Here is a 23475-nt window from a genome sequence, read left to right as displayed (position 1 = left end):
AAATTCATGCCAACCAACCAAACTGTCGAAAAATGAGTAAACAACGCGTTTTCGTATTTAACTTAAAAAGGCCCAGTTATCACATTGATAGGTGATGGTCATTTTAAAGCCCTTAAGCCCCTATGCATGCCCAAATTATCAAATTGATAGGTTAATTATCATTATAGTAAGCATTAATCATTTTGATATCCCCATTTAATAGTCACTCAATGTTATAACGGGCAAGTTTTCGATAAAGTGTTGCTATCCCAATCCCTAAAGCCTTTGCCGCTTTTTCTTTGCCTTGAACCCCTGCACCAAACATTTGATAACAGCGCTTAATAGTCTCCCGTTCAACCTTTTCAAGATTGAATTCATCCTCTTCATTTTGGGTCTTGATATTCTTGAGTCTCGGAGAAAGATGCTCCTCAGTTAAGGTTGAATCTTTAGCTAAATTCATTGCATATTCAATGATGTTCTGCAATTCACGAACATTGCCCGGCCAACTGTATTCCATAAGCTTTTGTCGGAATCCATTGGATATTAATTTTACGTTCTTATTCAGTCGTTGATTAAACCCTTCAATAAAGTGTTCACACAAGATTTGCAAATCTTCTTTTCTGTCCCGTAAAGGTTTAATGTCGATTGGAAAAACATTAATTCGATAGTAGAGATCTTCACGGAACTCGCCCTTGGTCATCATTTCCTCAAGGTTGCGATGAGTGGCCGCAATAACTCGAACATCCACAGGGATTGGAACTATTCCACCAATCCGTTCAATTTGACGTTCTTGCAGTACCCGGAGAATTTTTGCCTGCAAAAATAATGGCATATCCCCTATTTCGTCAAGAAAAAGTGTACCTTTATTGGCTAACTCAAACTTTCCGATTTTCCCCCCTTTACGCGCACCGGTAAAAGCACCTTCTTCGTACCCAAAGAGTTCACTTTCCAGTAGAGCTTCCGGAATTGCTGTACAGTTAATCGCCATAAACATGCCTTGTTGCCTAGAACTGAGATTATGAATTGAGCGAGCCAACATTTCCTTACCTGTTCCACTTTCCCCGCGGATCAAGACCGTTGATTGACTCTCTGCAACAACCTTAGCTCGTTCTCGAATCTGACATACTGTGTCACTCACACCTAAAATATCATCAATAGTGTACCCCGCATCTTGTAAGGAAAGGCGATGGACAATTCGTCCTATTTCGTCAAAAGGCCGAAGGGTTACACCAATACTTTTAACTCCATCTTCACTATCAATGGGCAACGCTCTTAAAATCATTTGCACTCGATTCTTTTTGGTTTCTAAATGCACTTCCCGTTCGACCACTTCATCCCCATTGGCCCCTACTCTGAGAATATCCAGGACAATTTGCGGTGCGAACAAGCTCTTTAAATGACTCTTTGGAGTAAGCAAATTTGCACTGAACAGACGCTTAGCAGCTTGATTATAGTGAAGTACATTACCCTCGAGATCGACAGTAATTAACCCTTCTTCCAAACAATCGATAATAGAATTAAGATAATGGTTTGCCGAAACCAATCCCGCTAAAAATTCCTGCTCTTTCATTTTAAGCGCTATAGTTTCTGCCATTTTTGTTAGGAAAATTAAGTATGATTGTTGATTTTCCTGGATTAGTGTAGCTTGTGCCTCGGTAAAGCATATTAGACCAATTACCCCTACTGCTTTATCATCCAAATTGATGGGCGAAACAACCTCATACTTCTCAGAGCAGTTCCCACGGGCTTTACACGGGGCACATAAGGGATGAACACCTGGTGTTTCTATCACAAATTGGTGACCGGTCCGTAAGACTTCCTGGTAAATATACCCCTGCCGATCCATAGATTGACCGACCCCTTTTTGATACCTGCCTGTCCCAGCGATACGCATCAGTTTATGATCCGCTATCTCAATATCGATCTTCACAACAGTAGCGATTGCTTCTGCAATTTGTTGTGCATAATCTTTAACGGCCATAAGTTCAACCATTAAGCTACCCCCATTAATACTATTATTTCTCATAAAGTCTTTTAATATGACAAATAGTTACTTCTACTTACTTTTTCCCTTATATTTATTATTCGTTTCAAAATGATAATATCCTTTATTTATTTATCACTTTGATAAAACTTAATTGTTATTCCCAAAAGCTAATAGCCGTAGCTTATAACACCAACATAATAGAAGAGGCCGATTACTAGAAGATTAAATAAGATTAAGAGTGGTGACCCCACTCTGAATTTTGTGCGTGTGGTCTTGTGATGGAAAAATTTCATTCCCGCATAAAGCCCTACTCCTCCCATTAACCCCCCCATAAGGAGTAAACTTGATTCTGAAATTCTCCAGCGGTTCATTTTTGCCCGTCGTTTATCCCTTCCCATGGCAAGAAAAACGTAACAGTTCCAAACAAAGTAGGCCCCTAAAAATACTTCTATGCTCATTTGCATCTCCTCCTTCGATTCTCCTATCCTTCCTAGCAAAGGGTTTGTCAAAAACTCCAATGAAAAACTCCTACCATAATGTAGGAGTTTTCAAGTCTTTCATAATAAGTTATTATTCTATCATAGATCATCCATTGACCATAAACGGGATTCGGTACAATATAACGGTAGCTTTCGCTGGTGAATATATTGTTAAAAATTGAATTGACAAACCACCTATCTTCTCATATAATAATCAATGTTACGCGGTCGTGGCGGAACTGGCAGACGCGCTAGATTCAGGTTCTAGTGCTCGCAAGGGCATGGAGGTTCAAGTCCTCTCGACCGCACCACTTTAAAAATTGCTGTACACACATTTTTACACACATATGTACAGATATGAAAGATAAAATAAGAACCGAGACAGAGCTCTCGGTTCTTATTTTTTATTCTTCAATATAAAAACTATCCAAACTAATCCTAAATAAGGTACGTATTTTATGGGCTACCCTCGCTGGAGTTTTGCCGAAATCATCTTCATATTCCCTGTAGCATTCTTCCGTAAGACCGCAATGATTTGCTAACTCCTTAATACTATACCCGCTCGATTCCCTGGCGGATTGTAATGTAATCATGACCATATTCTGTTTCCCTTCATTTCCCGCTTGCAAAAGAAGGTTACTACTGGATATAATCAAAGGATAAGAACCCCTTCTTCGGAAGCGTGTTTCTTAGTAAGGAAGTCCGGAACTCTTGACGGGGTGTACGGGCTTCCTTGTTGTTTTCTACCTTCGTCTCGCTCGCTTCTTTCCACCACTGGGTTTCCTTATTGGTTCGATCCTTAGTCCATTATCCCCGACCAATACCCTGTACTTCTCTCCCTGTAACTGAACAATCTCACCAGCCTCAAGACCTGAAGCATCCAACTCTCCACCCATGTTGATCCTACGTCTAGTCCATGTCTCCCCATCATCCACGCTGACCTTAACTTCAACCTGTGTACTACCCTCACTAAAGCTTGCAGCATAGCCTTCATTATAGCCTGCAGCATAGCTTTCATCGCGGCCTTCACTATAACTTTCATCGTAGCCTTCATAATACCCTTTATCGCAGCTCACATCGTCATGCGTTTGCACTTCCAATTTGATCCCCTCCTCAAAACTTTTATTATTTTCCCTTGAATGCATGTTACTTTGCGTTCAAGAGGAATAATGTCGAACTATTAAAATAGTCATTGATACATAGCCCTAGGCATAATCACCTCATGCACTCCTCTTCCAGGCATCTTTAGGTCTCCCATAAGTACCGCCTGATAGATCGCTCGTTTACCAAAGCGGGCTCGGATACTTTCAATGGCGTCCTCCACCCTTTCCCTACGTTCCCTTTTAGTGGGGTCGTCAAATAAATTTAGTTGCTCCGGCATTGACTTTGAAACTAGGTTAATCGCTCTCACTGTTATGGACCGGACATGGGTGTGCCAGAAATAGTTTTCTTCAAACATTGAACGAGCCTTGAGGGCGATCTCCATTGGGCTTTGGGTCACTGTGTCGAGCTGTGCCTGGTGTTGTTTATACATAAGTCCGTTGTCTTTAATCGTAATCTGAATCCCTCGAGCGCATAGTTCATGAACCCGCAGTTTATGCCCGACATCCTGGGACAGCTCCAGCATAACCTTCCAGACCTCCTCGTTGTTTTCCAGATCGGCGGTGCAAGTGATGCCATGCCCGATGGATTTTACCGGCGAGTGGTAACCCGCGTTCATGACACGGGAGGTATCTTGTCCGCTGGCGAAAACCCATAACTGCAAACCATTTTTACCAAAAAGTCTCTGCATGAACTGGTGACCGGTGCTCACGATATCCCCGATGGTATGCAGACCATAACTCGCTAGTTTTTTCCGTGTAGCCCTTCCAACGAAGAGCAAGTCACTGGCGGGGAGCACCCAGACCTTTTCCTTAAAATCCTCCTTACTGATGACGGTGATAGCATCCGGCTTTTTCATGTCTGAGCCGAGCTTAGCAAAGATCTTATTGAAGGATACGCCGATGCTTACCGTCATGCCCAACTCTTCGCGGATAGTTTTCCTGATCTCTTCGGCTATTTCGATCCCGGATCCCTTCAGACTCTGGCTGCCGGTCACATCGCACCAACACTCATCCATCCCATATGGTTCCACCTGATCCGTATACCGCTGATAGATGGCTCTCGTCATCTTCGAATATTTCAGATACTGTTCATACTGCGGCGGTACTACGATAAGGTTCGGGCACAGCCGCTTCGCCTCCCAATGACCATCCCAGTTTTTACGCCCGCTTTTTTAGCCAGTTCCGACTTTGCGAGCACGATACCATGCCGATCCTCTGTGCTTCCACAGACGGCAACTGCTTTCCCCCGCAGTCTTGGGTCAAGCATCATTTCAACGGAAGCGTAGAAAGAGTTCAAATCGCTGTGCAGAATAACTCGACCCATGTCCAACCTTCTATCACCTTCTCATCGTAAAACTTCACTATACCTCTTAAAAATACTGCGCATTTCTCTTGACACAGAACTATTTGAGGAAGTATGATGAATACATCTTCTCCGTACTTCTACTTTAGGTTAGCAGTTATACGAAGTTGTGTCAACGAAGTTTCAGAATTTTGGTAATGTATATCTTTACAACTTCTCATTGAAAGGAAATGGCGTGTTATGAAAAGTTTTGGTGAAAAAGTAAAAGAAGCTCGCGAGATTATGGACATGAGCCAGGCAACGTTGGGAGAAAAAGTTGGAGTGTCTCAACGTTCCATCACTGCTTATGAAACGGGTAATGCAAAACCTCGGGGCGGAACAGTGAGAAAACTCGCCCGAGCTTTAAATGTGTCTACCGATTATCTTCTCAACGACGATATTGACGACCCACAAAGCGGGATCGCCAAAGATCCCCATCTCGAGAACATCCGCGAAACCCTCGGCTCACGTGCGGAAGCAGAAGCAAAGGTTCTTCTCGAAAAGAATACGGCACTCTTCGCCGGTGGCGCTTTGTCCCAGGAAGGAAAGGATGCCTTCTTCGAAGCGATTATGACAGCCTATGTCACCTGCAAAGAAGAAGCTCGTAAAACCTATGGCAGAAAGAATAAAGGGGAATAACCCAAAAACCGCCTTATTGAGGCGGCAAAAGACATACTTATGAACTGTCAACACTATGAACCTTTAAACGGTATTAACAGGAGATGAGGATAATGCTACGAATCAGCGAGGATGTTGATGTATGTCTATTGAAACTATTTCCAAAGAAGTGAAGCGTATCCGAAAAAAATATGCTGAGAAAGATCCCTATGCTCTCTGCCGTGCCATGAAAATCTCCCTGATATTTAAGTCCATGGGAACAGACTGCGAATCGTGCAAGGGATTCTATTTTTATCAGTCCAGAAAACAGGCCATTGTAATCAATAGTGATCTGCCCGAAGAACTGCAGCGCATCATACTGATGCATGAAATCGCTCACGCCGTACTGCATCGTAAATCGTCTGGTATTAAGGCCTTTCATGATTTTGCCCTTTTTGATGAAACGTCTATCTTTGAGTATGAGGCTAATATTTTTACCGCGGATTACCTTTTAGAGGATGACGAAGTACTCAGCCTACTAAATGAGGACCTTTCATTTTTCGGAGCAGCGTGTCGTCTGAATGTACCTGCGGAACTGCTGGACTTTAAATTCCGGGTCCTGAAACGGAAAGGATACAAAATCATCGATCATCCGATGATAGCAAGTTCCAATTTTCTTAAGAAAGTATAGTGGTGGAAAATGGATGATATAAAAGTTTATGTGGAAGTAGTGGTTGCTTTTGCCCCTGACGGAAGTCTATTGCCAAGGTCTCTCACTTGGGAAGACGGGCGTCAATATGTCATTGACCAGGTATTGGAGGTCCGCCCTGCACCCGCTATGAAGGCTGGCGGTCAGGGGGATCGTTATACTGTCCGTGTCCAGGGCAGGGACAGATATCTCTTTTTCGAGCGTAATGCCAGTCTCGGGGGTAATAACATCGGGCGGTGGTTTGCAGAACGACGCAATGCAAATTAATACTTCTTCGAAAGGCTGACGTTCGCTTGACGTGACTAAGGCTTGAAAGGGTGTTTGCCAACATGCAGTTTAGTGAAAACCTAAAATTATTAAGAGAGAGACATAATCTTTCTAAGATTCAGCTGGCGAAAAATAATTGGTACGACTGATCGTGCTCTATATAACTACGAAGCTAATGTCCGGATCCCTAAGCTCGATGTTGTTACCAAAATGGCAAATGTTTTTGGCATAACAGTGGACGCTCTCGTTAGTAATCAGGAACAGATATCTTCTTCTACTGATGCTGCTAGAGAGGCGTTTTTACAGACCGCTAAAAAGCCTTATAGAAGTCGAGGCAAAAAAGAAGCAGAAGCACTGTTAGTACGTGCTTCCGCCTTATTTTCAGGTAGCGATCTAGACGCGGAGTCCAAAGACAAATTCTTTCGAGCCCTAACTAATGCTTTTCTTACTGCTAAGAAGGAAGCGCTCAACACATATGAGGTAAAACAAAATAAGTAAAGCTAAAAGGTTAGAACAATGAGGTTATTCCTTCTCTCGTGGTTAAATGCCTTTTTAGATACCCAATACTTCCCACCTGACTGTAAGCTTTTCCCATGTTAGACTTGCATTAGAGGTGGAATTATGTTTATTAGTCCTATGCTTCTACACAAAGTGGATAGCCCTTTTAATGATGATGACTGGCTTAGTGAGCTAAAATTAGACGGTGTCCGTTTTATCTATTCCACTATGAACGGATCACACTTTTATACTCGACATGAGAACGAAGTAACTGAACGCTTTCCCGAACTTGTTACATCCCAGATACCCAAGGGTACGATTCTCGACGGTGAAATCGTTATTTCAGATGAAAATGGTAAGCCCCATTTTGAGGAATTAATGAGTCGGTTTCAAGTTAGTAGTCCAAAGCGAATATCTAGTATATCTCGGACCAAGCCAGTAACATTCTGTGCGTTTGATGTGGTCTATTATAAGGGTAGAAAAATAAGCCACCTACCCCTTTTAGATCGAAAGGAAATTCTTAATGAAGTACTGCCCGACGACTTCCCGCTGATCACGAAAGTTCCCTCCATCGCGGGAAATGGTAAAGCACTGTTCGATCTAGTTAAAGAGCAAAACCTTGAAGGAATTGTCCTTAAAAAGAAAGACTCCAAATATGAGCTTGGAAAACGATCTCAAAACTGGTTGAAGGTCATTAACTATCAGTATGCAACGGTAGGAATTACTGGGTTTAGAAAATCAGAGTTTGGTTGGCTACTCCAGTTCCCTAACGGAAAACCAGCTGGCATTATGGAGCTTGGTGTTCCTACTGAAGCCCGAATGGCAGTTTACCGTTTATCTAAAATGGTAGCATGTAAGGAAGTAAATGATTTCGTTGTCTTTCCTGAACCACTAAAATGCAAGGTAAAATATCGAGAATTGACCAAGTCTGGATATTTAAGGTTGCCTTCATTTATTGAGTTTGCGAGTTAAGTGGACATAGCTAAAGGGCCCAGCATTAGTGCTAGGGCCCTTCCTATAATTTCTTTAGCATCCTTACTACACAACTTATAAAACATAACAACTGTCACTATTTTAATTCTCTTAGTTTCTAGCTCATCTAATACACATTCTCCATTCAAAACCCCAATAATCTGCCTATGTTATTCGATAGATTCACTGATGAGATGTCTTAGCGCCATTGTTTGCAAAAAATAGATCCACAGTGTGCATCAAAGACTTGGACCCAGAGCAAGAGACTTGACATGGGGATGTTGATGCTACCCTAGCGCAAAGGGATGGGGCTTACCTCAGATGCTGACATCATATATGCCTCATCCCTCGACCCATTGAAGCATCTGACATGGGGTCCCATGTCAAGTCTCGACCCTAGAGTGCGGTTATGAATTTACAAGCCAATGGACATGAAGCACCATCACTGCTGCATAAGCAATCAGAACAACCCCCAACGAATATGTAACAAACTTGCGCGATCTATTCCGTATCTTCCAAAATATAAAACCTAGAATAACAGGCAGCATCAACTTGACAGCCATAAATACAATTGGACTTTTTCCAATTAGCCATTCCATGACCGGATTTACTTCTTCGATGGCACCTAGTACTAACCCCCAAAGTGTCAATGTACCATCGAGTAGACTTAGTATTATGAATGCCATACATCCGAAGATGATTGCATTATCTCTTGAGTTAAACTTACTACGCTCCATCTTCAGAAGAGCTTTCCTTGTGCTTGGTTTTTCGCGTGTAGTCTTTCTTTGATTTATGGGGGCGTGTGCCAGTATTAAAGAGAGACCGTGTTCTTGGCTTACGGATCTTTGATTTCTTTTTCATACATATTTCTCTCCAAGTTAAAAACTATGTTAGTAATTACAAAACGCTCAATCCTTGTGGAATTTAGGACAAAAAATTGACCTACACTCGGCGAGTTCATTATGTAGTCGTACCTTCTTTTAATGCTACCATTAATAACATAGGGTACAGCTAACGGTGCGCTTCCATTTTGCTCCTTCTTATATTTCACAAACTCTTCGTCATTCTGAGCATGCCCATATTCTATAAGAATCTTGTAGATTATTACAAACTCAATCCACTCAGAAATTCACTTAACTTATTAATTAAATTCAATTAGACATGTAGATAATTACCCCGATAAATTAAACGAATTTTGGATTGACTTAAACTCGCAGTATCTAGCTTAATTCTCTTGACGATTTTTGTTGCGTCGTTCAAAATCTGCATCAATCTCTGCTTTCCAGTTATCAGCAATCTGTCTGTTGGCCCGAATTTCGCTGACGACATGGTTGACAGCTTCGTAATTCAGCCTCGTACCCTCACCATCCGCGTGATAGTTCGCAGCACGGTCAGCACTGATCCCAACCTTGGCAGCCGTAGCTATGGCGTCAATATTGGCTCCCAAAAAAATGAACTCCCAGCCGTATTTTTCTTTCTGCCGTTCAATCATTTTCTTGATCGTTGCAGCGGTGTACTCACGACTGGCATTTTCCATACCATCGGTTGTGATCACCAACACCACCTTATCCGCTCGTTGGTCCTTGCTGGTATGCTGCTGTACATTGCTAATCTTTTGTATGGTCTTACCGATAGCATCCAGTAGAGCAGTGCAACCACCAACATAATATTCTTTCTCTGTGATCGGTCGTATACCCTTGATGTTGATTCTATCATGTAGAAGTTCATAGTTGTCATCGAATAGCACCGTAGTGACTATGGCTTCACCAGGCTCTTTCTGCTGTTTACTAACCATCGCATTGAAGCCACCGATGGTGTCGCTCTCCAACCCTGACATGGAACCGCTTTTATCTAGGATAAAGACCAATTCAGTTATGTTCGTTTTCATTCTGTTATCCCCTTTGCATCTTTGATGGTTAAAGGATACCAAAATAAAGAGGCTAATAGGTCGCTTTCAAAACGACAATTAGCCTCCGAGCAGAACTTGGTCGAAAGCAAACAAGGCTTCGTTAATTTCGAAGATGTTATAATTGCCTTCTTCGATGAAGTACTCAATGATGAGATCAAACTTGTTACTGCGCGACAAAGTATATCCAGCTTTACTCAGGAGATCATGGGTTTCGTCCATATTCAGCTGGAGAGCAATGGCAAAAGCTATGGCTGTAACCCTGCTGGGATTATAGCCTTTTCCGCTGCGGATTTTGGAAAACAGCTTACGGTCGATATTGGCTCGCTTATAGGTTTCGACCTCGGTCATGCCCTTTTCTTTAATGAGCCGCAAAAGCATTTGAGGAAATGACTCCTCCAATTGTTCTAGCACTTCCTCTAAACGCCTTTTCCTTTGTGGCTGGGCTGGGGCGGCGGGGTAAGAAGCCCTTGGCCGGAGAATTGTCTGTGATTCTTCAAGTCGCTGGTATTCATAAGATTCTATAACTCTGTTTCTTAAAGGATATTGGTGTTCTTCAACGTAGTTATCATCAATGTATCGTTCTATGGCTGAAAAAAGCTTGGCACTTAGCCTAAAGGCTTTCTTATCATAGACAGCCAAATAAACGTTCATCTCATGGTTTAAGAGGAATTCACTGATTGCAGAAATGGCAATCTGTAAGGCCTGCTCCTTCGGGTACCCATAGATCCCGGAAGAAATCAGAGGAAAGGCGATGGATTCGCACCCCTGCTGAAAGGCCAGTGTCAGCGAGCTGGTATAGCAATTATGTAACAGCTGTGCTTCGCCTGAACTGCCACCCCGCCAAATTGGTCCGACCGTATGGATAATATGCTTGGCAGGAAGGCTATAGCCACTTGTCATAACTGCCTCGCCAACCTGGCACGCTCCGATGCTGTCGCATTCAGCTTGCAGTTTTTCAGCCCCGGCGGCAGAGAAAATAGCTCCACATACTCCACCGCCCATTTTCAGGGCAGTATTGGCAGCGTTGACAATTGCGTCAACGGATATTTTTGTTATATCGTTACGGATTATTTCCAGTGGCATAAGTGCGAATTCCCCTTTCGAAGGATTACTGGACATACTTCAAACATTAACTACCAGTAGTGTGACTCTTTCAACTCAGAGGCAACCATAACACGCGCATCAAGCATGAAAGGTTATTGTCTCCGCTATGACGCCAGGTGCTCTCGACCAAAAGACAAAATTATTGATTTTGGTAACATCATCAGCGGCATTTCCTTCAGAGAATAATCCTAAATGATTATAATAGACCAATATAACCAAAGCCGCTCAAAAAAGCGGCTTATAGTTTTTCAGTTCTTAATACTCGAACAACGCTCGTTCAACCCAAATGGACCACGATCAAGTTAATAGGCGGTATTCGCCGGGAGAAACCCTTTCTAGAACGCGTAATTCTTCTCGAATAGTTGATGAGCTATTTCCACCACGAGATATTGGAACCATATCTGCCATAGGAGTACCGAAATCCTTCCATATGTCCCCGTACTTCTCTCTGACCCAACTTTTAATTTCATCTATACTTCTTGTTCTACCTAAAGCCTTAAAAGCCTCAATAATTGCTTCGGGTTGCGTCATCTAATACACTCCTTTACCGTTGGGTTGTTTCTCGGAGTACCATTATTCGCCAATCTCATATCAAATTCTTGATGAATTTCTAAACTCCTTCAATTAATGTAAATATAATTCCAAAAGAAAAAACGCAAATTTACCGTCTTCAAAAGCCTGTCCTGTGTTCAATTACATAAAGGTGGCTGCCTTTAATTTTTTACACCAGATCTCCATATGCCACCATGAAGTAGGGCAGATCTAAGTCGTTTATGTCCAAGCTGCCCTGTCGGAACAAGTTGAGATAATGAGTCCTAAGTTATAAAAAAGGCCCACCGTGGTACGCTTTCTTAAAGAAGAGGCGTGGTGGGATCTGTTGTGATAACTATAAAGTATCTTAAACGAAAGGTCAATGTGTAATATCTTTAAAATTCGACAAGTACCTGGTACTTATCGTTTTATAATTATCGATTTAAGAATTCCCTCGTTTTTCTATGAATGCTTCCTGCAATAAACCTCAACCTTGTCTCCAAAGTTTCCTGACAGTTTCTCCTGCCAATAGGGGACAGACAATCTCAGCGATTTCAAAGCATCCTGGTACTTATCCTCTCCGATTTCCTTTTTGATTTTTTCCATATAATACTCCAGGTCGTTCATTTTCATTGTTCGGGTGTTGGGTTCACCCTTAACAAGGTTTGCGAGAATGTTCAGATAGATAAACGCACTTCCACGGTTCATTCCAGTTTTCTTAGACACTTCCGTGCTTAACTGACTGATTTCGCCAGATCCCTCGAGGTGCCTTAAGAACGAGCGCCAGACTTCTTCAACCATATCAGGTGTAATCTTATTATTACTGCGTGTTACCTGATTGAACTCATAATCATACGTCTCGTCGGAGTTCTCAGAAAGATCGGTCTCTGCTTGGCTTGATGTCGAAGCAGCCATCGTCAGCGGTAATCCCTTTTCTAAGGCGACCCTTCTTAGAAAAATACTAACCGCAATCTCCGTATTCATCCCGAGGGAATGCAGGATCTTCTCAGCGTCACGTAACGCTACATCATCGATGTTTATTTCAATCTTTGCCATCTGAACACCTCCATAAAATACTATCGACTTTCTTAGGTTTACTATAATAAGTCTAGTATTTTTTGTAAATAGTATTTTGCAGTATTTATATTTACTATAAGAAAAAGTGTAGTATTTATGGATCAACAGTATAGAAGGCTCCGAAGATGGTTCAAGGCATTAGACCGGAGGCGTTCTATATGGCTTTCACTGTAGCTCAGTGCATCCATCAGGCGAAAGGTTGCACCGGATTTCTAGAGGGAGGGACCTACGCGGAACGACAGAAATGACATTCCACATGCACGTTTCGCCGAGTACGACTAACTTTCAATCTATACTACCTTGTTAATTTTTATAACATAGTTAATTTCAACCTCTTGCTTAGCGCCGTCGGTTTCCACAATCACCCGATCAAATTTTAGCTCCCCCTTTTCATCGGCTAATTTTAAGATACCTTGTAGGGTAGACCTCTTCCCGTTTTCGAGATAAGTTACCTTACATAGTACCGGTTCTTTGAGAAAATAGGTGAAATTGATGTCTCTACGTTGAAATAACTCAGCGGTGTTGATAAATTTGAGTTCTTCTTCTTCGAAGCTTATCCTTTGTTCATCCGTATGCTGATCAACCATATCCTTGGCGTGCCCGGACAGCTGTTTGTAAACTTTATCCGCAATGCTGCTGAGAGAATCTTGAAAGACAGTGCCCTCGCTCAATAATTTTAAACCCACAGTTAAAGCATAGATCTCACTACTATTCATCGCTAGAAAAATAGGATGGATCAATGAAGAGTAGGAGTTCTTTTTTCGTTTCAGTTCAGCGATCTGCATCCTGCTATCCATAAACTCGAAACCATCAATAAGTATATTTAAGTCATCCGCCAAAGACCTCTCCCTAATTCCGAAATCCTCAGCGATTTGAGCTCTGCTCTTGTCTCCGGAATGAAGATATTTGAGCATTTTTAATAGTTTCTCACTCTTGTCCCGATAGTTAAAATTGCTAAATAAATCTTTGCTATAGGGAAGGCCAAAACGTGTTTTCAAGTGCTTAAAAAAATGTTCAAGGCGGCAGGTTAACTTATATTTATCATTGGGATAAGATCTAATACCAGCAATAACACAGTAATTGAAATCATCCGGGTCTGCTAGAATATCCCGAATCTTAATCTCTAAAATATCCGATCGTTTAGAAAGACTCTCCTTTCCTCCATAGTAATTTTTGAAGAAGGTGCCTAAAGCATCAACGTCTGCTAAATGCGCCTTTTTATTTTTTCCAGGGAGCTCATTGATTTCGTCGATGAGCTTTTTCGTGTCAGCAAATACCGGCATGATTGATCGAACCTCCAAACCTTTCTTGGAACCATTATATCGTTCCATCCGTTTAGTTCAAATATGAAGCTAGGCTTCATCGAATCCAGTGTCAAAATGGGTTATTCTTTGGACATAAAGACACCCCCACTTTGAAAGGAGAATGAACTATGAAAACTTATGTCATCGGTGATATCCATGGATGCTTTGCTCAGTTCCAAAAACTTCTCGAGGTAATCAAGCCAGATTTAAGAAACGATCGCCTGATAATGCTGGGTGATTATATCGATCGGGGGCCAAATAGTTATCTGACCTTACAAAAAATCATCCATCTACAAAAAGAATTCGGAAATCAGCACGTTATCTTATTGCGTGGAAACCATGAACAAATGGCAATCGACTACTTAAACACCCCGACCTATTTAAGCAACTGGAGCTGGAACGGTGGTGATTCTACCTTGAAAGACCTCCAAAAACACGGCGACGATCTTGCTAACTACAAAGACTTTCTGCAACGTTTACCCCTCTATTACGAGGATGAGTACTTCATTTATGTACATGGTGGAATTCGATACGGCATTAGCTTAAATGAACAGAAAGAATCGGACCTGCTTTGGCTACGAGGGGAATTCTACCGGAATCCAGCCAGCGAAAAGAAACCCGTCATTTTTGGCCATACGCCAACTCGAACGATTAACGGTGCCTGGAAGCCGTATATTCATCGAAACAGAATCGGGATCGACACCGGGTGTGTCTATGAGGGTTTATTAAGTGCGCTCGAACTTGTAGAGGGAAAAATCAAAACGATTATTCAGGTCGGAAAAAAAGAAGCTGCTTAAAAATTAATATCTTTAAATATTTGTGAAAGAAGGAATTAAATAATGAAGAATCAAGTGAATCAGGTACTAGAGGAAAAACACGAGTTGGTCAATAATCTCTACGGCATATATGTGGACTGGCAGATCGATCATAATATTTTCGGGGATCGAATCGATCCCCACGGGATTCATTGCTTTGAGGATTTTCTGAACTCTAGTCAATGGCAAATTGCTAAAGTGAAGCTTGCCGGTTCTGAACGGCTAATCTTTGATATTGATTTGAGGTTATTTAACTATTGTAAAATGACAAGGTTAGAAAAGACCGTCCTCGAGGAGGCTATTCCCGGAATAAAAATCACACAACGGCTAAAGGAATGGTATACCAAGACCGGTTTGGCCCCGCTGTATCAGATGACCTACTATTTGAAGGGTGAGTCGCAATACCTGGAGATGTTTCCTTGACTTTTGCAACTCTCTAATTTCCATTTGACATATTCGCTTGGCATACATTTAGCGCAGGGACGATAACCCGCCGCAATGGCTGTCTGTTCTTCTGCGAAAAAAACACGATGTTTAATATACTGCCCCTTTGCTATATAGGATAGGGCTGAAGGACAATCTAAGCGCCCATATATTTTTAACTTACGATGACCTCCTATAGTTCCTTTATGTTCGCTTTTATAGGGGGTACCATTTGCATCTAAAAGGCTATAAGTCTTAATAAAACTATCCTCAGCCACTTTAATCACCTTTACTTCCTGTCGTAATTGGATAGTACTGCCGTGAAAGGTCGGTCTTAATGATACACATAATAATGTCTCAGCTTCCTGTTATACTAAACCAATAAGGTATTAGCACATGAATACGAATATAAGGAGGCAACAGAATTGAACTCTCTACTATTAATCAATAATGCGACAGTATTTATCGAGACTACTATTGCAGATGACAACTACGTATTTCAACAAAGTTCCGAAGGGACGTATTCCGATTGGGCAAATGGGTGGAATAAACCTAAAGAAGACAGCACAACCGCACATACCTTGAATTGGGAAATTGATGGATCTTTTCAATTTAATTCGGAGACAGTCGGTCTAGAAGATTCAAGTGAAGAGATTGGGAAGCCCTTCAATCTGGGAGATGACTTAATTGTACTTAGCTATTACGAGCCTAAAATTATCAGCAAGATCACGCCTAATGCATCTTACTGGTCTTATTACTTCTCCCTTAAATGTCTCTATGATGCAGGTGCTCTGGATGAGAAGATCTTCGATTATTTCAATAATGAGGTCTTCTTCCCTGATTATGCAAAGGGTTTTTTCTTTCCTGATGACACACTGTTTTGTGAGTGGGAAAAAGGTACCGATGAATACTTTCAACATCATGTTTGTGAACAGATCTTTGATGAGTTAGTCGCCAGGGACTACTTGAGGTTTTACCGACCAAAAATTGATCCACAATCCATTGAAATTACTTATAGCCCAGGCTGTACTCAACCAAATTCGACAACCGAAACCTTAAGAAAGGATTTTATGGAATTTATCAATGCTGGTTATTATCTTGCAGTATTCAAAATAATCCCGGATATTGAAGGTAAAGAAATCATTGAAACCCTCTCAACAGAAACGAAGCAATGGTTAGCTAAAATAGAGATTTAATTTTCTATTATCCTTACTGAAAATTTGTGACTAGCATCTGCTAGTCACATTTTGATTTGAAGACCTTTAACAGCCTCCAACTAGAAAACTTTCGTCTACATTAGTCTAGATCTCGTACGAATCTGCTGACATCTTAGCATGAAGAACTTTTTACAACTGCATCAATTCTATGAAACCTCCGCAGTCTTCTTCATAACTTACCCAGGTGTAGGCTCCCTCATCTTCCAATCAATACTGATCGGTACTGTGCCTTAATGACTTTGAAAATGAGGCATACCGTTTGTTTGATTACCAGTAAAAATCCAACGAAATAATAAGTAATATGTCAATTATCGGGACGAGGTCTACAAGAATAAAATAATAATCTATACCAATTCGAATATAGTCGCTTCAAGTGTCTTTCATCAAGAAATGCGGATTACGAGCCAAAAAGCCAGAGCTTATTAAATTGGTATAATAGGTTTACAAATTGATAATATGTATATATTGCCGCAGAAAGTTACCCCTATTAATACCATTAATCCACTTGGCCCAAGAAGCATATTCCGCTCGGTTTTTCATACCAACTAGCAGTCCCTGGCTCTTTTCACAGGACAAGACTATCAGATGCTTAGCCCTAGTTAAAGCTACATATAATACTCTTATTTCTTCCTCTAGAAGCTCCAGCTCCTCATGCTCATGTAGCCGAGCAAAGTCAAGGTCTGGCTTAAGCTCACTGTCTCCAATGAAGCTATGATTGATCGCTAATTCTCTCTCATTAACCAGAAAAATAATATTTGGTTCTATAGTTTTTCGGTTTAGCCGCTTATCGAGATGGGGTATTATCACAATAGGAAAATCTAGACCCTTAGCCTTATGAATGGAATATAGGGAAACTAATCCGTGACTTCGGTCATGCTCAGGAATACTAGCGTCGTCTTCCTCTTGGTTTGATGAGATCATCACCTGCAAATACTCTAAGAACTGTAGTGGTTGCATGGCGTCATCCGTCATTAAATTCCTGGCCTTATCCTTTAGCTTGTTCAAATTAGCAATCTTCTGGTATTCTTGGTTATGCCGATAATACTCTTGAATCATGGTGGTATCATAGATGTAGTTTAGTATCCCCTCTATGCTCTCTCGCTTAAACACCACTTTTAGATCGGATAAGAACTTATCAATCCCAATACCACCTTCATTAGTTAGGAGTGCTTTGTAGTAATCCGTAAATTTGAGCTCCGTTTGATAGACAGGGCTGGAATGAATCATGCTATTGAACAACTTGAAGGTGTCAATAATCTCTTGCGCCTTATAAAAGCTCTTGCCACCTACCACTTCTATCGGAATATTGCTGGCTCTTAGGGCTGATGCAGCACTATCCAAGTCAAAGTTGCTGCGGAACAGAACACAGATATCGCCGTAATTTGCGGGACGAGAACCAGAACCACTGTCAGAGGGGATTTGAACAGTTGGGTCCTGAATGATGCTATGAATAATAGTCTCTAGAGGAGTTTCAAATACAATGCGTAAAGGCTTAGCTATTAGTTGCTTCCTATTTTTATGCTCCTCAATTTTCTCTAGGCGCATCTGAGGAAATCGTAACTCATGGTTGTTATGGGTGAATTTCTGTTGAAATATCTCATTGATTATTTCAAGCAGCTGATAATCGGTGCGAAAGTTTTCATTCATAACGCTTTGATCCGAAATATGCTCTTCACCAGCTTGAGCCATAATTTCATCAATAATCTTAGCCATTTCTAAAGAATTTTGCACATCTGAGCCTCTAAAGGCATAGATGGATTGCTTATCATCGCCTACTAGAAATATTTTTACCCCTTTGGTTAATAAATGCCTGACCAGCTTGAACTGATCTTGATTAGTATCCTGAAACTCATCAATAAACACATATTTATACTTTTGGGCTACTTTATCTTGTACATACCCTATTTCTAGCAACCGGGCCGCTTTCTTGATTAGATCGTTGATAGTGAGGATGTTCTCTGATATTTTATAGTCCTCAATTTCCCGGTCTACTTCTAAGTAGATCTGCAAAAACAGCTGCTTAAACTGGTTCCAATACTCATTGTCAGGAGTATTAAAGTGGGTCTGGCGAAGAAAGTCTTCATCAATATCTATACCTATGCTCTTGTTATTTTTTAGCAGCATATCTATCAGCTTTGCTAGTTTATGCTGGGGGATACGGGCAAAGACCGAGTTATTATGATGTCTATCAATAACTCTGTTGATAATGTCATTAGTCTCTTTCCGCACAGACTTTATCTTAAAGTTTAACGGCAGACCCATTTGGAGGCCGTATTGGCGTAGGAGCTTTTCGCAAAAGCTGTGGATTGTAGAAATATCCAGCATATTGCTGATTTCTACTTGCTTGCGCATAAAGGGTGGGGTCTTAGTCTTTGTGGCTATGGTATCTTTATGGTGCTTGAGCCATTCAAAATAAATGCGGTGCATTAAACGCTCTTTCATTTCCTCAGTGGCTTTGTTGGTGAAGGTTATTATGGCGAAATTATCAAGCCCTGCATCAGGATCATCCTCTAAAATACGGAGAATCTTATCAATCAGCACTTTAGTCTTACCAGTGCCCGCGCCTGCTTTCAGGTAGCCAGGGTACAAGCCACTGGCGATAATAGTTTGTTGGGTAGAAGTAGGGGTAGCTTTTTTAAGCGTATTCTTCATTTTAGAGTAGTCCATGTTCTTCCTCTCCAGTCTGATAATAATTCCCTTTGCAGACATCACTGATAACACAATAAGTACAATACTTGCTGCTTTTCATGGTCTCCTGAAAAAAGTCGGTCTGATTAATGCGGTCTGCAATGTCATGAGCAGTTTCCTGCCCTCTTCGGTGGGGGGGACTTGCCCTGGTAAAGAATGTATTAATGTTATCTACTAATCTGATGGCTAAATTAACTCGATCAGTATCATCTGTCGGGTTATCCAACTCATCTATCAGCTGTTGATTAGTGCGTTGTTCACCTCTGCCATTGGTATTATCTTTGAAAATAGTCTTTAAGGTTAGAAAATCTAAATACTTCTCATAAAGAAAACTTTTTTTTCCATAGCTAGCCGCATCTTGGATCACGATGGCATTGTCAAACTGGAAATTGTATTGCCTATTATTCGGTTCATTAACAGGCGACTTCATTATAATAAAATTTGGCTTTCCAAGGCTGCTAATAGCATATTTGAGAAAACCCTCTGCCTTATTCGTTACCTTATAAAGAATATCCTTTTTCTCATACTCTGAGAGAAAGCTAAAATATCTAAACACTTCATCCCCAGTTAAGGAAGCAAATGTTCCCAGCAGATGATAGCATTCATCATCATGGACTGAATAAACTTTTTCACTAATTTGGCTATAGGAGGTGAACCTTTCTATTAAACCACTGTAAAGTACTGCTTCTGCATAAAACTTTAATTGAAACTTGTTGCTGTAAGCAAGCTCTTCTTGTTGATTATTGTGCTTTAATTGGTAATAGAGTTTAGGGCATAATAAGAAAGTACCTAGTTCTGTGATGCTAAAGTTATTTTCTTTTATCGATAAGGGGGCAAAAGAAGGGTCTTCAAACGCTCCAGAGTTCTGCATGCTAAAATTGTGATCTAACATAATCTCATCATTTAAATCCACATCGAACATGGTGCAAATATCTTCTAAGTATATCGAAGGCTTAATGTCTTGTTTGTTCTCCTTCTCAGTATAGGTTGTATTAAACACCTCCGTGGTAAATTCCAAGACATTCTTAAATAGATACTGCTCTAGCTTTAAATGATATTCCAGCCCGTGAATATTAGCCGGCTTTTTGCAAATGCCATATTGAGTTGATTCAAGAATTTCTAGCACTTCTTTGGTATAGGGGAACTGATAATCATACCTTCTAGGGTACTTATTAGCTTCAAGCATGCAAAAGAAAGTGTGCTTATACTTCTTCATGTTTTCCAGGTTGACCACATGAACAGTTAAACCATCTATTTCGGGATCATGCTGATTCTCCCAGTCCGTGAGCATTGCTCTTATATTTTCAGCAAAGATATTAGCATCCATGTTGACAAGGGAGCTATTGCCAATATCTTTTACAGCGGTATTTAGCCGAGTAATAATTTTTTGTTCAAAATCCCATTTGTCCGCTCCTAAACCTATGATTGTTTCTACATTGATGATTTTAGTTCTCAAGGTCTCGATGTGCTTAGCCACGTTACCTTCAATGCTATTAATGGTGTTAATCATGCTTTCTAAAATATCTAATATACCAATTAAAAACTTTAGGCTCTCTTGCTTAATTTGCTGGAAAGGATGCCAACGCAAGGACTCCTGCCCTCGCATTTCTTCTTTGAGAGCAACAATGCGTTGCATTTCCTGTTGCCACTCCTCTAGAGATTGCTTTTGTTCCAAGTACATTTGGATGCTCTTAAAATCACTGATGTACTGATCCCATTTGGCTAATTCATCTCGATGGTTCTTAATAACATAATGCCAGTTTGAATATAGAATAATCTTAAAGCCCTCAACTGACATTCCCTTATTGATTATTTGATACAGGTGCAGAACAAATTGGCCTATGGGATAGCTAGCTATGGGTCGGTCCTTTTTCTCGATTGCTATGTGGTTGTAGACTTGGGTAAAGAGAATCAATTTATCTTCGTAGGTAATAGGGGTTCCATCTGTGTACTCTATGGGAGCAGTCAGAAAATCCTTCTTGGAGAACAGTAACTGAGGCAACTGGGAATCATCCACTGCATTACTAAGCTGCATTGCAGATAAATCAAGCTGCTCCTTTTTAATAAAGACACCAACCTCCTGGAAGATTTGACTCAACCTATCTTCGTATTTTTCTTTTTCCACTGCTAGGACAATACAAACCTGGTTCTTTATCAGCTTTTCAACAGCTTCTATTCCCTCCGTAAGTTTCTGCCGAGCAAGCATGCTAATCTCAGTGGCAATAAAGCGTAATTCATCATCTCGATTGAACAGAGGCTTATAGATATTGATAGATCCATCCCTAATCTTTTCCGTGATCTCTCTTGGCACCCGCAAATCTAACTCAGGGTATTTCATTTTGCTGTGCTCTAAAGCGGTCCGCGAGCTGTACTCCCCATCTTCGGACACGATAACCTGCAATTTATGACCTAAATCCTTTGCCAATTGACCGTAATTATCATTATACAAAAAGCTGCTGACTCTATCACTTGAGCTAAATTTAGCTATGAAACATACCGGTTTCTGTTCCTGCACTGCCGTAGTGATAACAAACTTTTGAAGGTCGTTAAAGAAGAGGAAGCCGTCGATGAAAATCTTGTCGGCAGCTCTAATTGCCTGGTGAATATGATCTTTTATTTTGTTGTGGTAGGTATCAAAGCTATCAGCTGACCCCTGGATACCTTCTAGCAGTTGCAGTATTTCCTGGGACAAGCCTTGTTCCCTAAGGGTATCAGTGCGTATGCCAAGGATTATTTTTTTCAGCACTCTATTATAGGTGTTATACAGTGTGAAAATGCTACCCTCAACTGGCGAGTAATTTTGTTCAATTTGTGCAAGGACTTCTGGAGATAGATCTTGCACCTCATAAAACTGCAAGAACTTATATAGCTCAAAGAGCTCCTGCCTCAGTTCATAAAAGCTCCTAGTTAAAAAATGCTCCTCTAAAAATATATCATTTTTAATAATGTGAGCTAGTAAATGCTTTTGGTCAGCAAGGGATAAATATTTTTCCTGACGATGCACCTGGGTCGATATGAACGTTTCAAACTGGCTAAAGGTAAATAGATTAGCGTTTAAATTGTTATTATTTCTATGGCTGGTATCCGCACTTTCGTTGACGTAGGGAAACAGGTAGTCAGCTAAAGCCTGATTTTCTTTTCTAATCTGATTAATGTTTGAGGTAGCTGTTAAATATAGAGGTTTTTTGGCGCTGTCCAGCTGCTGGGCAATAGTAGTTATTACTTCCTGATGCTCTATATCGTCGCTGGCTATGAAAAATAGCAAATCACTCATGGACTCCCTCCATCTGCAAATTATCTAGTATGAGCTGTTGCGTGGGGAATAATTTAGCAAGCTCCCTCTGGTAGACAGCTTTGATGTTTGGGGTGGTTAAGGGCCAAAAAAACTGGAACCGCAACTTCAAGCTTCTTCCCTCCTTGATTATTTTAGCACTGGTCAGATCTGCTTCTAACCCAAGGACAGCAAGATGCTCTAGGGACTGAAGAATTTTAGATAGAACTGAGGAACTGTCCACTAAAGAGTAATTACCATACAGCCTTTCTCTATAAAATCGTCCTTTATACTGATAGATTCTTGGAGTGTACAAATAGTACTGATTTTTATAGTCAAAAACTTGGTCTTTTACCTCTTGGTCTAAAGATATAATGTAGTGCTGTTTGTACCAGTTCTGATTATCCTTATATTTATACATGGTATTTAGATCGGTTGGACTTATTTCCTCAGTCAGCTGCCCAAGATTATCTTGGAGGAGCTTAAGAATAGAATTATTTCGCCGTATGCTCTCAATAAGGTGCTGTTTGCTCTCATGGATGTCTGAGGAATTAATCAGACGGTGCTGGGCAAGCTTTCGGTCAATTTGTTCTTGTTTCTTCTGCAGTTCTTCCTGGGTGTCATCAGCTAATCTCCTTAGATTGTTCTGACTCGTTTCGGCCTTTGCCGGATCAAACTTAATGGCCAATTTAAGCTTCTGCTCCACCCACATTCTAAACTCATTATTTAGATACCAAAGCACATTATTGTCGTCATTGCGCTCATGATGCAACCCCAGTCCATTTGAGGTAAGGTTTGAACTACCTTGGATAGCCAAGTGGTTATCAAAAATATAGTTTTTGGCATGAATAGTGTTATCATAATATACATCCCAGCCTCGATCGAAAGCGTATCTGAAATCAAAGGAGCTTGCCCCTCGTTGAAAGTCTTGAAGTTCGAGTTTAAATAGAATTTTCTTCTTTAGTCTCTTTGTCGCCACCTGCTCCTCTATAAATTGAAACCCTTCAACTGTGACAAACCCCGTAATAATGATCAGACTATGCTGAACTTCTTTCAGTTGGTCTTCTAGTTCCTGCTTAATGTCAGTGATAAACTTCATCCTCAATCACTTCGCTTTCCTGTTCTTAACCAGATTTATAAAGGATTAGTTATTACTGATAATTCTTCTACATTATGTATAATCCTCTTTAATACTACAACTTT

At 40.8% G+C, this 23475-nt stretch carries 23 protein-coding genes, 1 tRNA gene and 1 pseudogene; 9 read left to right on the top strand and 16 right to left on the bottom strand.

Translation table 11 applies throughout. From position 1 onward, the window contains the following. Nucleotides 1–202: 202 nt before the first annotated feature. Complete coding sequence (locus HGJ98_RS11015; RefSeq protein WP_291351316.1) at nucleotides 203–1972, bottom strand: sigma 54-interacting transcriptional regulator; 1770 nt, start codon at nucleotides 1970–1972, stop codon at nucleotides 203–205. Between the two features lie 161 nt (nucleotides 1973–2133). Then, nucleotides 2134–2424: a DUF1294 domain-containing protein gene (locus HGJ98_RS11010; protein WP_291351314.1), complete on the bottom strand. Its 291-nt coding sequence runs from the start codon at nucleotides 2422–2424 to the stop codon at nucleotides 2134–2136. Between the two features lie 245 nt (nucleotides 2425–2669). On the opposite strand from HGJ98_RS11010, the gene HGJ98_RS11005 reads away from it, so the two are divergent. After that, nucleotides 2670–2756, top strand: a tRNA-Leu gene (locus HGJ98_RS11005). A gap of 93 nt (nucleotides 2757–2849) precedes the next feature. Here HGJ98_RS11005 and HGJ98_RS11000 read toward each other — a convergent pair. The 4 genes and pseudogenes from HGJ98_RS11000 to HGJ98_RS10985 form a co-directional block, all read right to left on the bottom strand. Further along, a complete protein-coding gene (locus HGJ98_RS11000) occupies nucleotides 2850–3101 on the bottom strand; it encodes a hypothetical protein (RefSeq protein ID WP_291351312.1) in 252 nt (83 codons plus the stop codon). A gap of 87 nt (nucleotides 3102–3188) precedes the next feature. Beyond that, nucleotides 3189–3539 carry a hypothetical protein gene (locus HGJ98_RS10995; protein WP_291351446.1) on the bottom strand — a complete coding sequence of 117 codons (351 nt, stop codon included), beginning with the start codon at nucleotides 3537–3539 and terminating at the stop codon, nucleotides 3189–3191. Between the two features lie 95 nt (nucleotides 3540–3634). Then, the gene (locus tag HGJ98_RS10990; protein WP_291351445.1) at nucleotides 3635–4165 is read right to left on the bottom strand and encodes a hypothetical protein; all 531 of its coding nucleotides are present in this window, start codon (nucleotides 4163–4165) and stop codon (nucleotides 3635–3637) included. A gap of 300 nt (nucleotides 4166–4465) precedes the next feature. Then, nucleotides 4466–4815: pseudogene (locus tag HGJ98_RS10985) on the bottom strand (DNA polymerase IV); the annotation flags it as partial. 276 nt (nucleotides 4816–5091) lie between these two features. Here HGJ98_RS10985 and HGJ98_RS10980 point away from each other — a divergent pair. The 5 genes from HGJ98_RS10980 to HGJ98_RS10960 all read left to right on the top strand — a co-directional run bounded on the left by HGJ98_RS10980 (nucleotide 5092) and on the right by HGJ98_RS10960 (nucleotide 7933). Then, nucleotides 5092–5529 (top strand): helix-turn-helix domain-containing protein, encoded by a 438-nt coding sequence (locus HGJ98_RS10980; protein ID WP_291351310.1) that lies wholly within the window; start codon nucleotides 5092–5094, stop codon nucleotides 5527–5529. A gap of 121 nt (nucleotides 5530–5650) precedes the next feature. Next, nucleotides 5651–6178, top strand: a complete 528-nt coding sequence (locus HGJ98_RS10975; protein ID WP_291351309.1) for an ImmA/IrrE family metallo-endopeptidase — start codon at nucleotides 5651–5653, stop codon at nucleotides 6176–6178. A gap of 9 nt (nucleotides 6179–6187) precedes the next feature. Beyond that, nucleotides 6188–6463 (top strand): hypothetical protein, encoded by a 276-nt coding sequence (locus HGJ98_RS10970; protein ID WP_291351307.1) that lies wholly within the window; start codon nucleotides 6188–6190, stop codon nucleotides 6461–6463. 102 nt (nucleotides 6464–6565) lie between these two features. Next, nucleotides 6566–6961, top strand: a complete 396-nt coding sequence (locus HGJ98_RS10965; protein ID WP_367142721.1) for a helix-turn-helix domain-containing protein — start codon at nucleotides 6566–6568, stop codon at nucleotides 6959–6961. Nucleotides 6962–7084: 123 nt separating this feature from the next. Beyond that, a complete protein-coding gene (locus tag HGJ98_RS10960; RefSeq protein WP_291351306.1) occupies nucleotides 7085–7933 on the top strand; it encodes an RNA ligase family protein in 849 nt (282 codons plus the stop codon). A 407-nt stretch (nucleotides 7934–8340) separates the two neighbouring features. Here the strand turns inward: HGJ98_RS10960 and HGJ98_RS10955 are convergent, their stop codons facing one another. The 6 genes from HGJ98_RS10955 to HGJ98_RS10930 all read right to left on the bottom strand — a co-directional run bounded on the left by HGJ98_RS10955 (nucleotide 8341) and on the right by HGJ98_RS10930 (nucleotide 13885). Next, nucleotides 8341–8670, bottom strand: a complete 330-nt coding sequence (locus HGJ98_RS10955; protein WP_291351305.1) for a DUF5658 family protein — start codon at nucleotides 8668–8670, stop codon at nucleotides 8341–8343. 488 nt (nucleotides 8671–9158) lie between these two features. Further along, nucleotides 9159–9821, bottom strand: coding sequence for a vWA domain-containing protein (locus HGJ98_RS10950; protein ID WP_291351303.1), 663 nt, complete (start codon nucleotides 9819–9821; stop codon nucleotides 9159–9161). A 78-nt stretch (nucleotides 9822–9899) separates the two neighbouring features. Next, nucleotides 9900–10925, bottom strand: coding sequence for a macro domain-containing protein (locus HGJ98_RS10945; protein WP_291351301.1), 1026 nt, complete (start codon nucleotides 10923–10925; stop codon nucleotides 9900–9902). A gap of 318 nt (nucleotides 10926–11243) precedes the next feature. After that, complete coding sequence (locus tag HGJ98_RS10940) at nucleotides 11244–11477, bottom strand: hypothetical protein (RefSeq protein WP_291351299.1); 234 nt, start codon at nucleotides 11475–11477, stop codon at nucleotides 11244–11246. A gap of 462 nt (nucleotides 11478–11939) precedes the next feature. Next, nucleotides 11940–12533, bottom strand: a complete 594-nt coding sequence (locus HGJ98_RS10935) for a hypothetical protein (protein ID WP_291351297.1) — start codon at nucleotides 12531–12533, stop codon at nucleotides 11940–11942. Between the two features lie 311 nt (nucleotides 12534–12844). After that, on the bottom strand, nucleotides 12845–13885 hold the full coding sequence (locus HGJ98_RS10930; RefSeq protein ID WP_291351295.1) for a hypothetical protein: 1041 nt from the start codon (nucleotides 13883–13885) through the stop codon (nucleotides 12845–12847). 101 nt (nucleotides 13886–13986) lie between these two features. On the opposite strand from HGJ98_RS10930, the gene HGJ98_RS10925 reads away from it, so the two are divergent. Beyond that, nucleotides 13987–14655 carry a metallophosphoesterase family protein gene (locus HGJ98_RS10925; RefSeq protein WP_291351293.1) on the top strand — a complete coding sequence of 223 codons (669 nt, stop codon included), beginning with the start codon at nucleotides 13987–13989 and terminating at the stop codon, nucleotides 14653–14655. Nucleotides 14656–14697: 42 nt separating this feature from the next. Continuing rightward, entirely contained in the window at nucleotides 14698–15096 is a 399-nt protein-coding gene (locus HGJ98_RS10920; RefSeq protein WP_291351291.1) for a hypothetical protein, read from the top strand. Here the strand turns inward: HGJ98_RS10920 and HGJ98_RS10915 are convergent. After that, nucleotides 15054–15374, bottom strand: a complete 321-nt coding sequence (locus HGJ98_RS10915) for an Ada metal-binding domain-containing protein (protein WP_291351441.1) — start codon at nucleotides 15372–15374, stop codon at nucleotides 15054–15056. The genes HGJ98_RS10920 and HGJ98_RS10915 overlap by 43 nt on opposite strands. A gap of 147 nt (nucleotides 15375–15521) precedes the next feature. Here HGJ98_RS10915 and HGJ98_RS10910 point away from each other — a divergent pair, with 147 nt between their 5' ends. Further along, nucleotides 15522–16292: a hypothetical protein gene (locus HGJ98_RS10910; protein WP_291351289.1), complete on the top strand. Its 771-nt coding sequence runs from the start codon at nucleotides 15522–15524 to the stop codon at nucleotides 16290–16292. A gap of 462 nt (nucleotides 16293–16754) precedes the next feature. Here HGJ98_RS10910 and HGJ98_RS10905 read toward each other — a convergent pair whose 3' ends face one another. From HGJ98_RS10905 to HGJ98_RS10895, 3 genes are read right to left on the bottom strand one after another with little or no spacing between them, the layout of a single operon-like run. Next, on the bottom strand, nucleotides 16755–18965 hold the full coding sequence (locus HGJ98_RS10905; RefSeq protein ID WP_291351287.1) for an ATP-dependent helicase: 2211 nt from the start codon (nucleotides 18963–18965) through the stop codon (nucleotides 16755–16757). A gap of 1 nt (nucleotide 18966) precedes the next feature. Then, nucleotides 18967–22275: a hypothetical protein gene (locus HGJ98_RS10900; RefSeq protein ID WP_291351285.1), complete on the bottom strand. Its 3309-nt coding sequence runs from the start codon at nucleotides 22273–22275 to the stop codon at nucleotides 18967–18969. Then, nucleotides 22268–23371, bottom strand: coding sequence for a phospholipase D-like domain-containing protein (locus HGJ98_RS10895; protein ID WP_291351284.1), 1104 nt, complete (start codon nucleotides 23369–23371; stop codon nucleotides 22268–22270). Before HGJ98_RS10895 ends, HGJ98_RS10900 begins: the two co-directional genes overlap by 8 nt. Nucleotides 23372–23475 lie beyond the last annotated feature (104 nt).

It is taken from the genome of Desulfosporosinus sp. (assembly GCF_014237355.1).
Taxonomy (GTDB): domain Bacteria; phylum Bacillota; class Desulfitobacteriia; order Desulfitobacteriales; family Desulfitobacteriaceae; genus Desulfosporosinus.
The sequence above is the reverse complement of the archived record's forward strand: the minus strand, read 5'-3'. Positions and strand labels throughout refer to the sequence as shown.

Excerpts from the sequence above, each read along its gene's own strand:
- HGJ98_RS11015 (WP_291351316.1), bottom strand. The coding sequence starts at position 1,972 with ATGGTTGAACTTATGGCCGTTAAAGATTATGCACAACAAATTGCAGAA.
- HGJ98_RS11010 (WP_291351314.1), bottom strand. The coding sequence starts at position 2,424 with ATGAGCATAGAAGTATTTTTAGGGGCCTACTTTGTTTGGAACTGTTAC.
- HGJ98_RS10990 (WP_291351445.1), bottom strand. The coding sequence starts at position 4,165 with ATGAACGCGGGTTACCACTCGCCGGTAAAATCCATCGGGCATGGCATC.
- HGJ98_RS10980 (WP_291351310.1), top strand. The coding sequence starts at position 5,092 with ATGAAAAGTTTTGGTGAAAAAGTAAAAGAAGCTCGCGAGATTATGGAC.
- HGJ98_RS10975 (WP_291351309.1), top strand. The coding sequence starts at position 5,651 with ATGTCTATTGAAACTATTTCCAAAGAAGTGAAGCGTATCCGAAAAAAA.
- HGJ98_RS10970 (WP_291351307.1), top strand. The coding sequence starts at position 6,188 with ATGGATGATATAAAAGTTTATGTGGAAGTAGTGGTTGCTTTTGCCCCT.
- HGJ98_RS10960 (WP_291351306.1), top strand. The coding sequence starts at position 7,085 with ATGTTTATTAGTCCTATGCTTCTACACAAAGTGGATAGCCCTTTTAAT.
- HGJ98_RS10955 (WP_291351305.1), bottom strand. The coding sequence starts at position 8,670 with ATGGAGCGTAGTAAGTTTAACTCAAGAGATAATGCAATCATCTTCGGA.
- HGJ98_RS10950 (WP_291351303.1), bottom strand. The coding sequence starts at position 9,821 with ATGAAAACGAACATAACTGAATTGGTCTTTATCCTAGATAAAAGCGGT.
- HGJ98_RS10945 (WP_291351301.1), bottom strand. The coding sequence starts at position 10,925 with ATGCCACTGGAAATAATCCGTAACGATATAACAAAAATATCCGTTGAC.
- HGJ98_RS10940 (WP_291351299.1), bottom strand. The coding sequence starts at position 11,477 with ATGACGCAACCCGAAGCAATTATTGAGGCTTTTAAGGCTTTAGGTAGA.
- HGJ98_RS10935 (WP_291351297.1), bottom strand. The coding sequence starts at position 12,533 with ATGGCAAAGATTGAAATAAACATCGATGATGTAGCGTTACGTGACGCT.
- HGJ98_RS10930 (WP_291351295.1), bottom strand. The coding sequence starts at position 13,885 with ATGGAACGATATAATGGTTCCAAGAAAGGTTTGGAGGTTCGATCAATC.
- HGJ98_RS10925 (WP_291351293.1), top strand. The coding sequence starts at position 13,987 with ATGAAAACTTATGTCATCGGTGATATCCATGGATGCTTTGCTCAGTTC.
- HGJ98_RS10920 (WP_291351291.1), top strand. The coding sequence starts at position 14,698 with ATGAAGAATCAAGTGAATCAGGTACTAGAGGAAAAACACGAGTTGGTC.
- HGJ98_RS10905 (WP_291351287.1), bottom strand. The coding sequence starts at position 18,965 with ATGAAGAATACGCTTAAAAAAGCTACCCCTACTTCTACCCAACAAACT.
- HGJ98_RS10900 (WP_291351285.1), bottom strand. The coding sequence starts at position 22,275 with ATGAGTGATTTGCTATTTTTCATAGCCAGCGACGATATAGAGCATCAG.
- HGJ98_RS10895 (WP_291351284.1), bottom strand. The coding sequence starts at position 23,371 with ATGAAGTTTATCACTGACATTAAGCAGGAACTAGAAGACCAACTGAAA.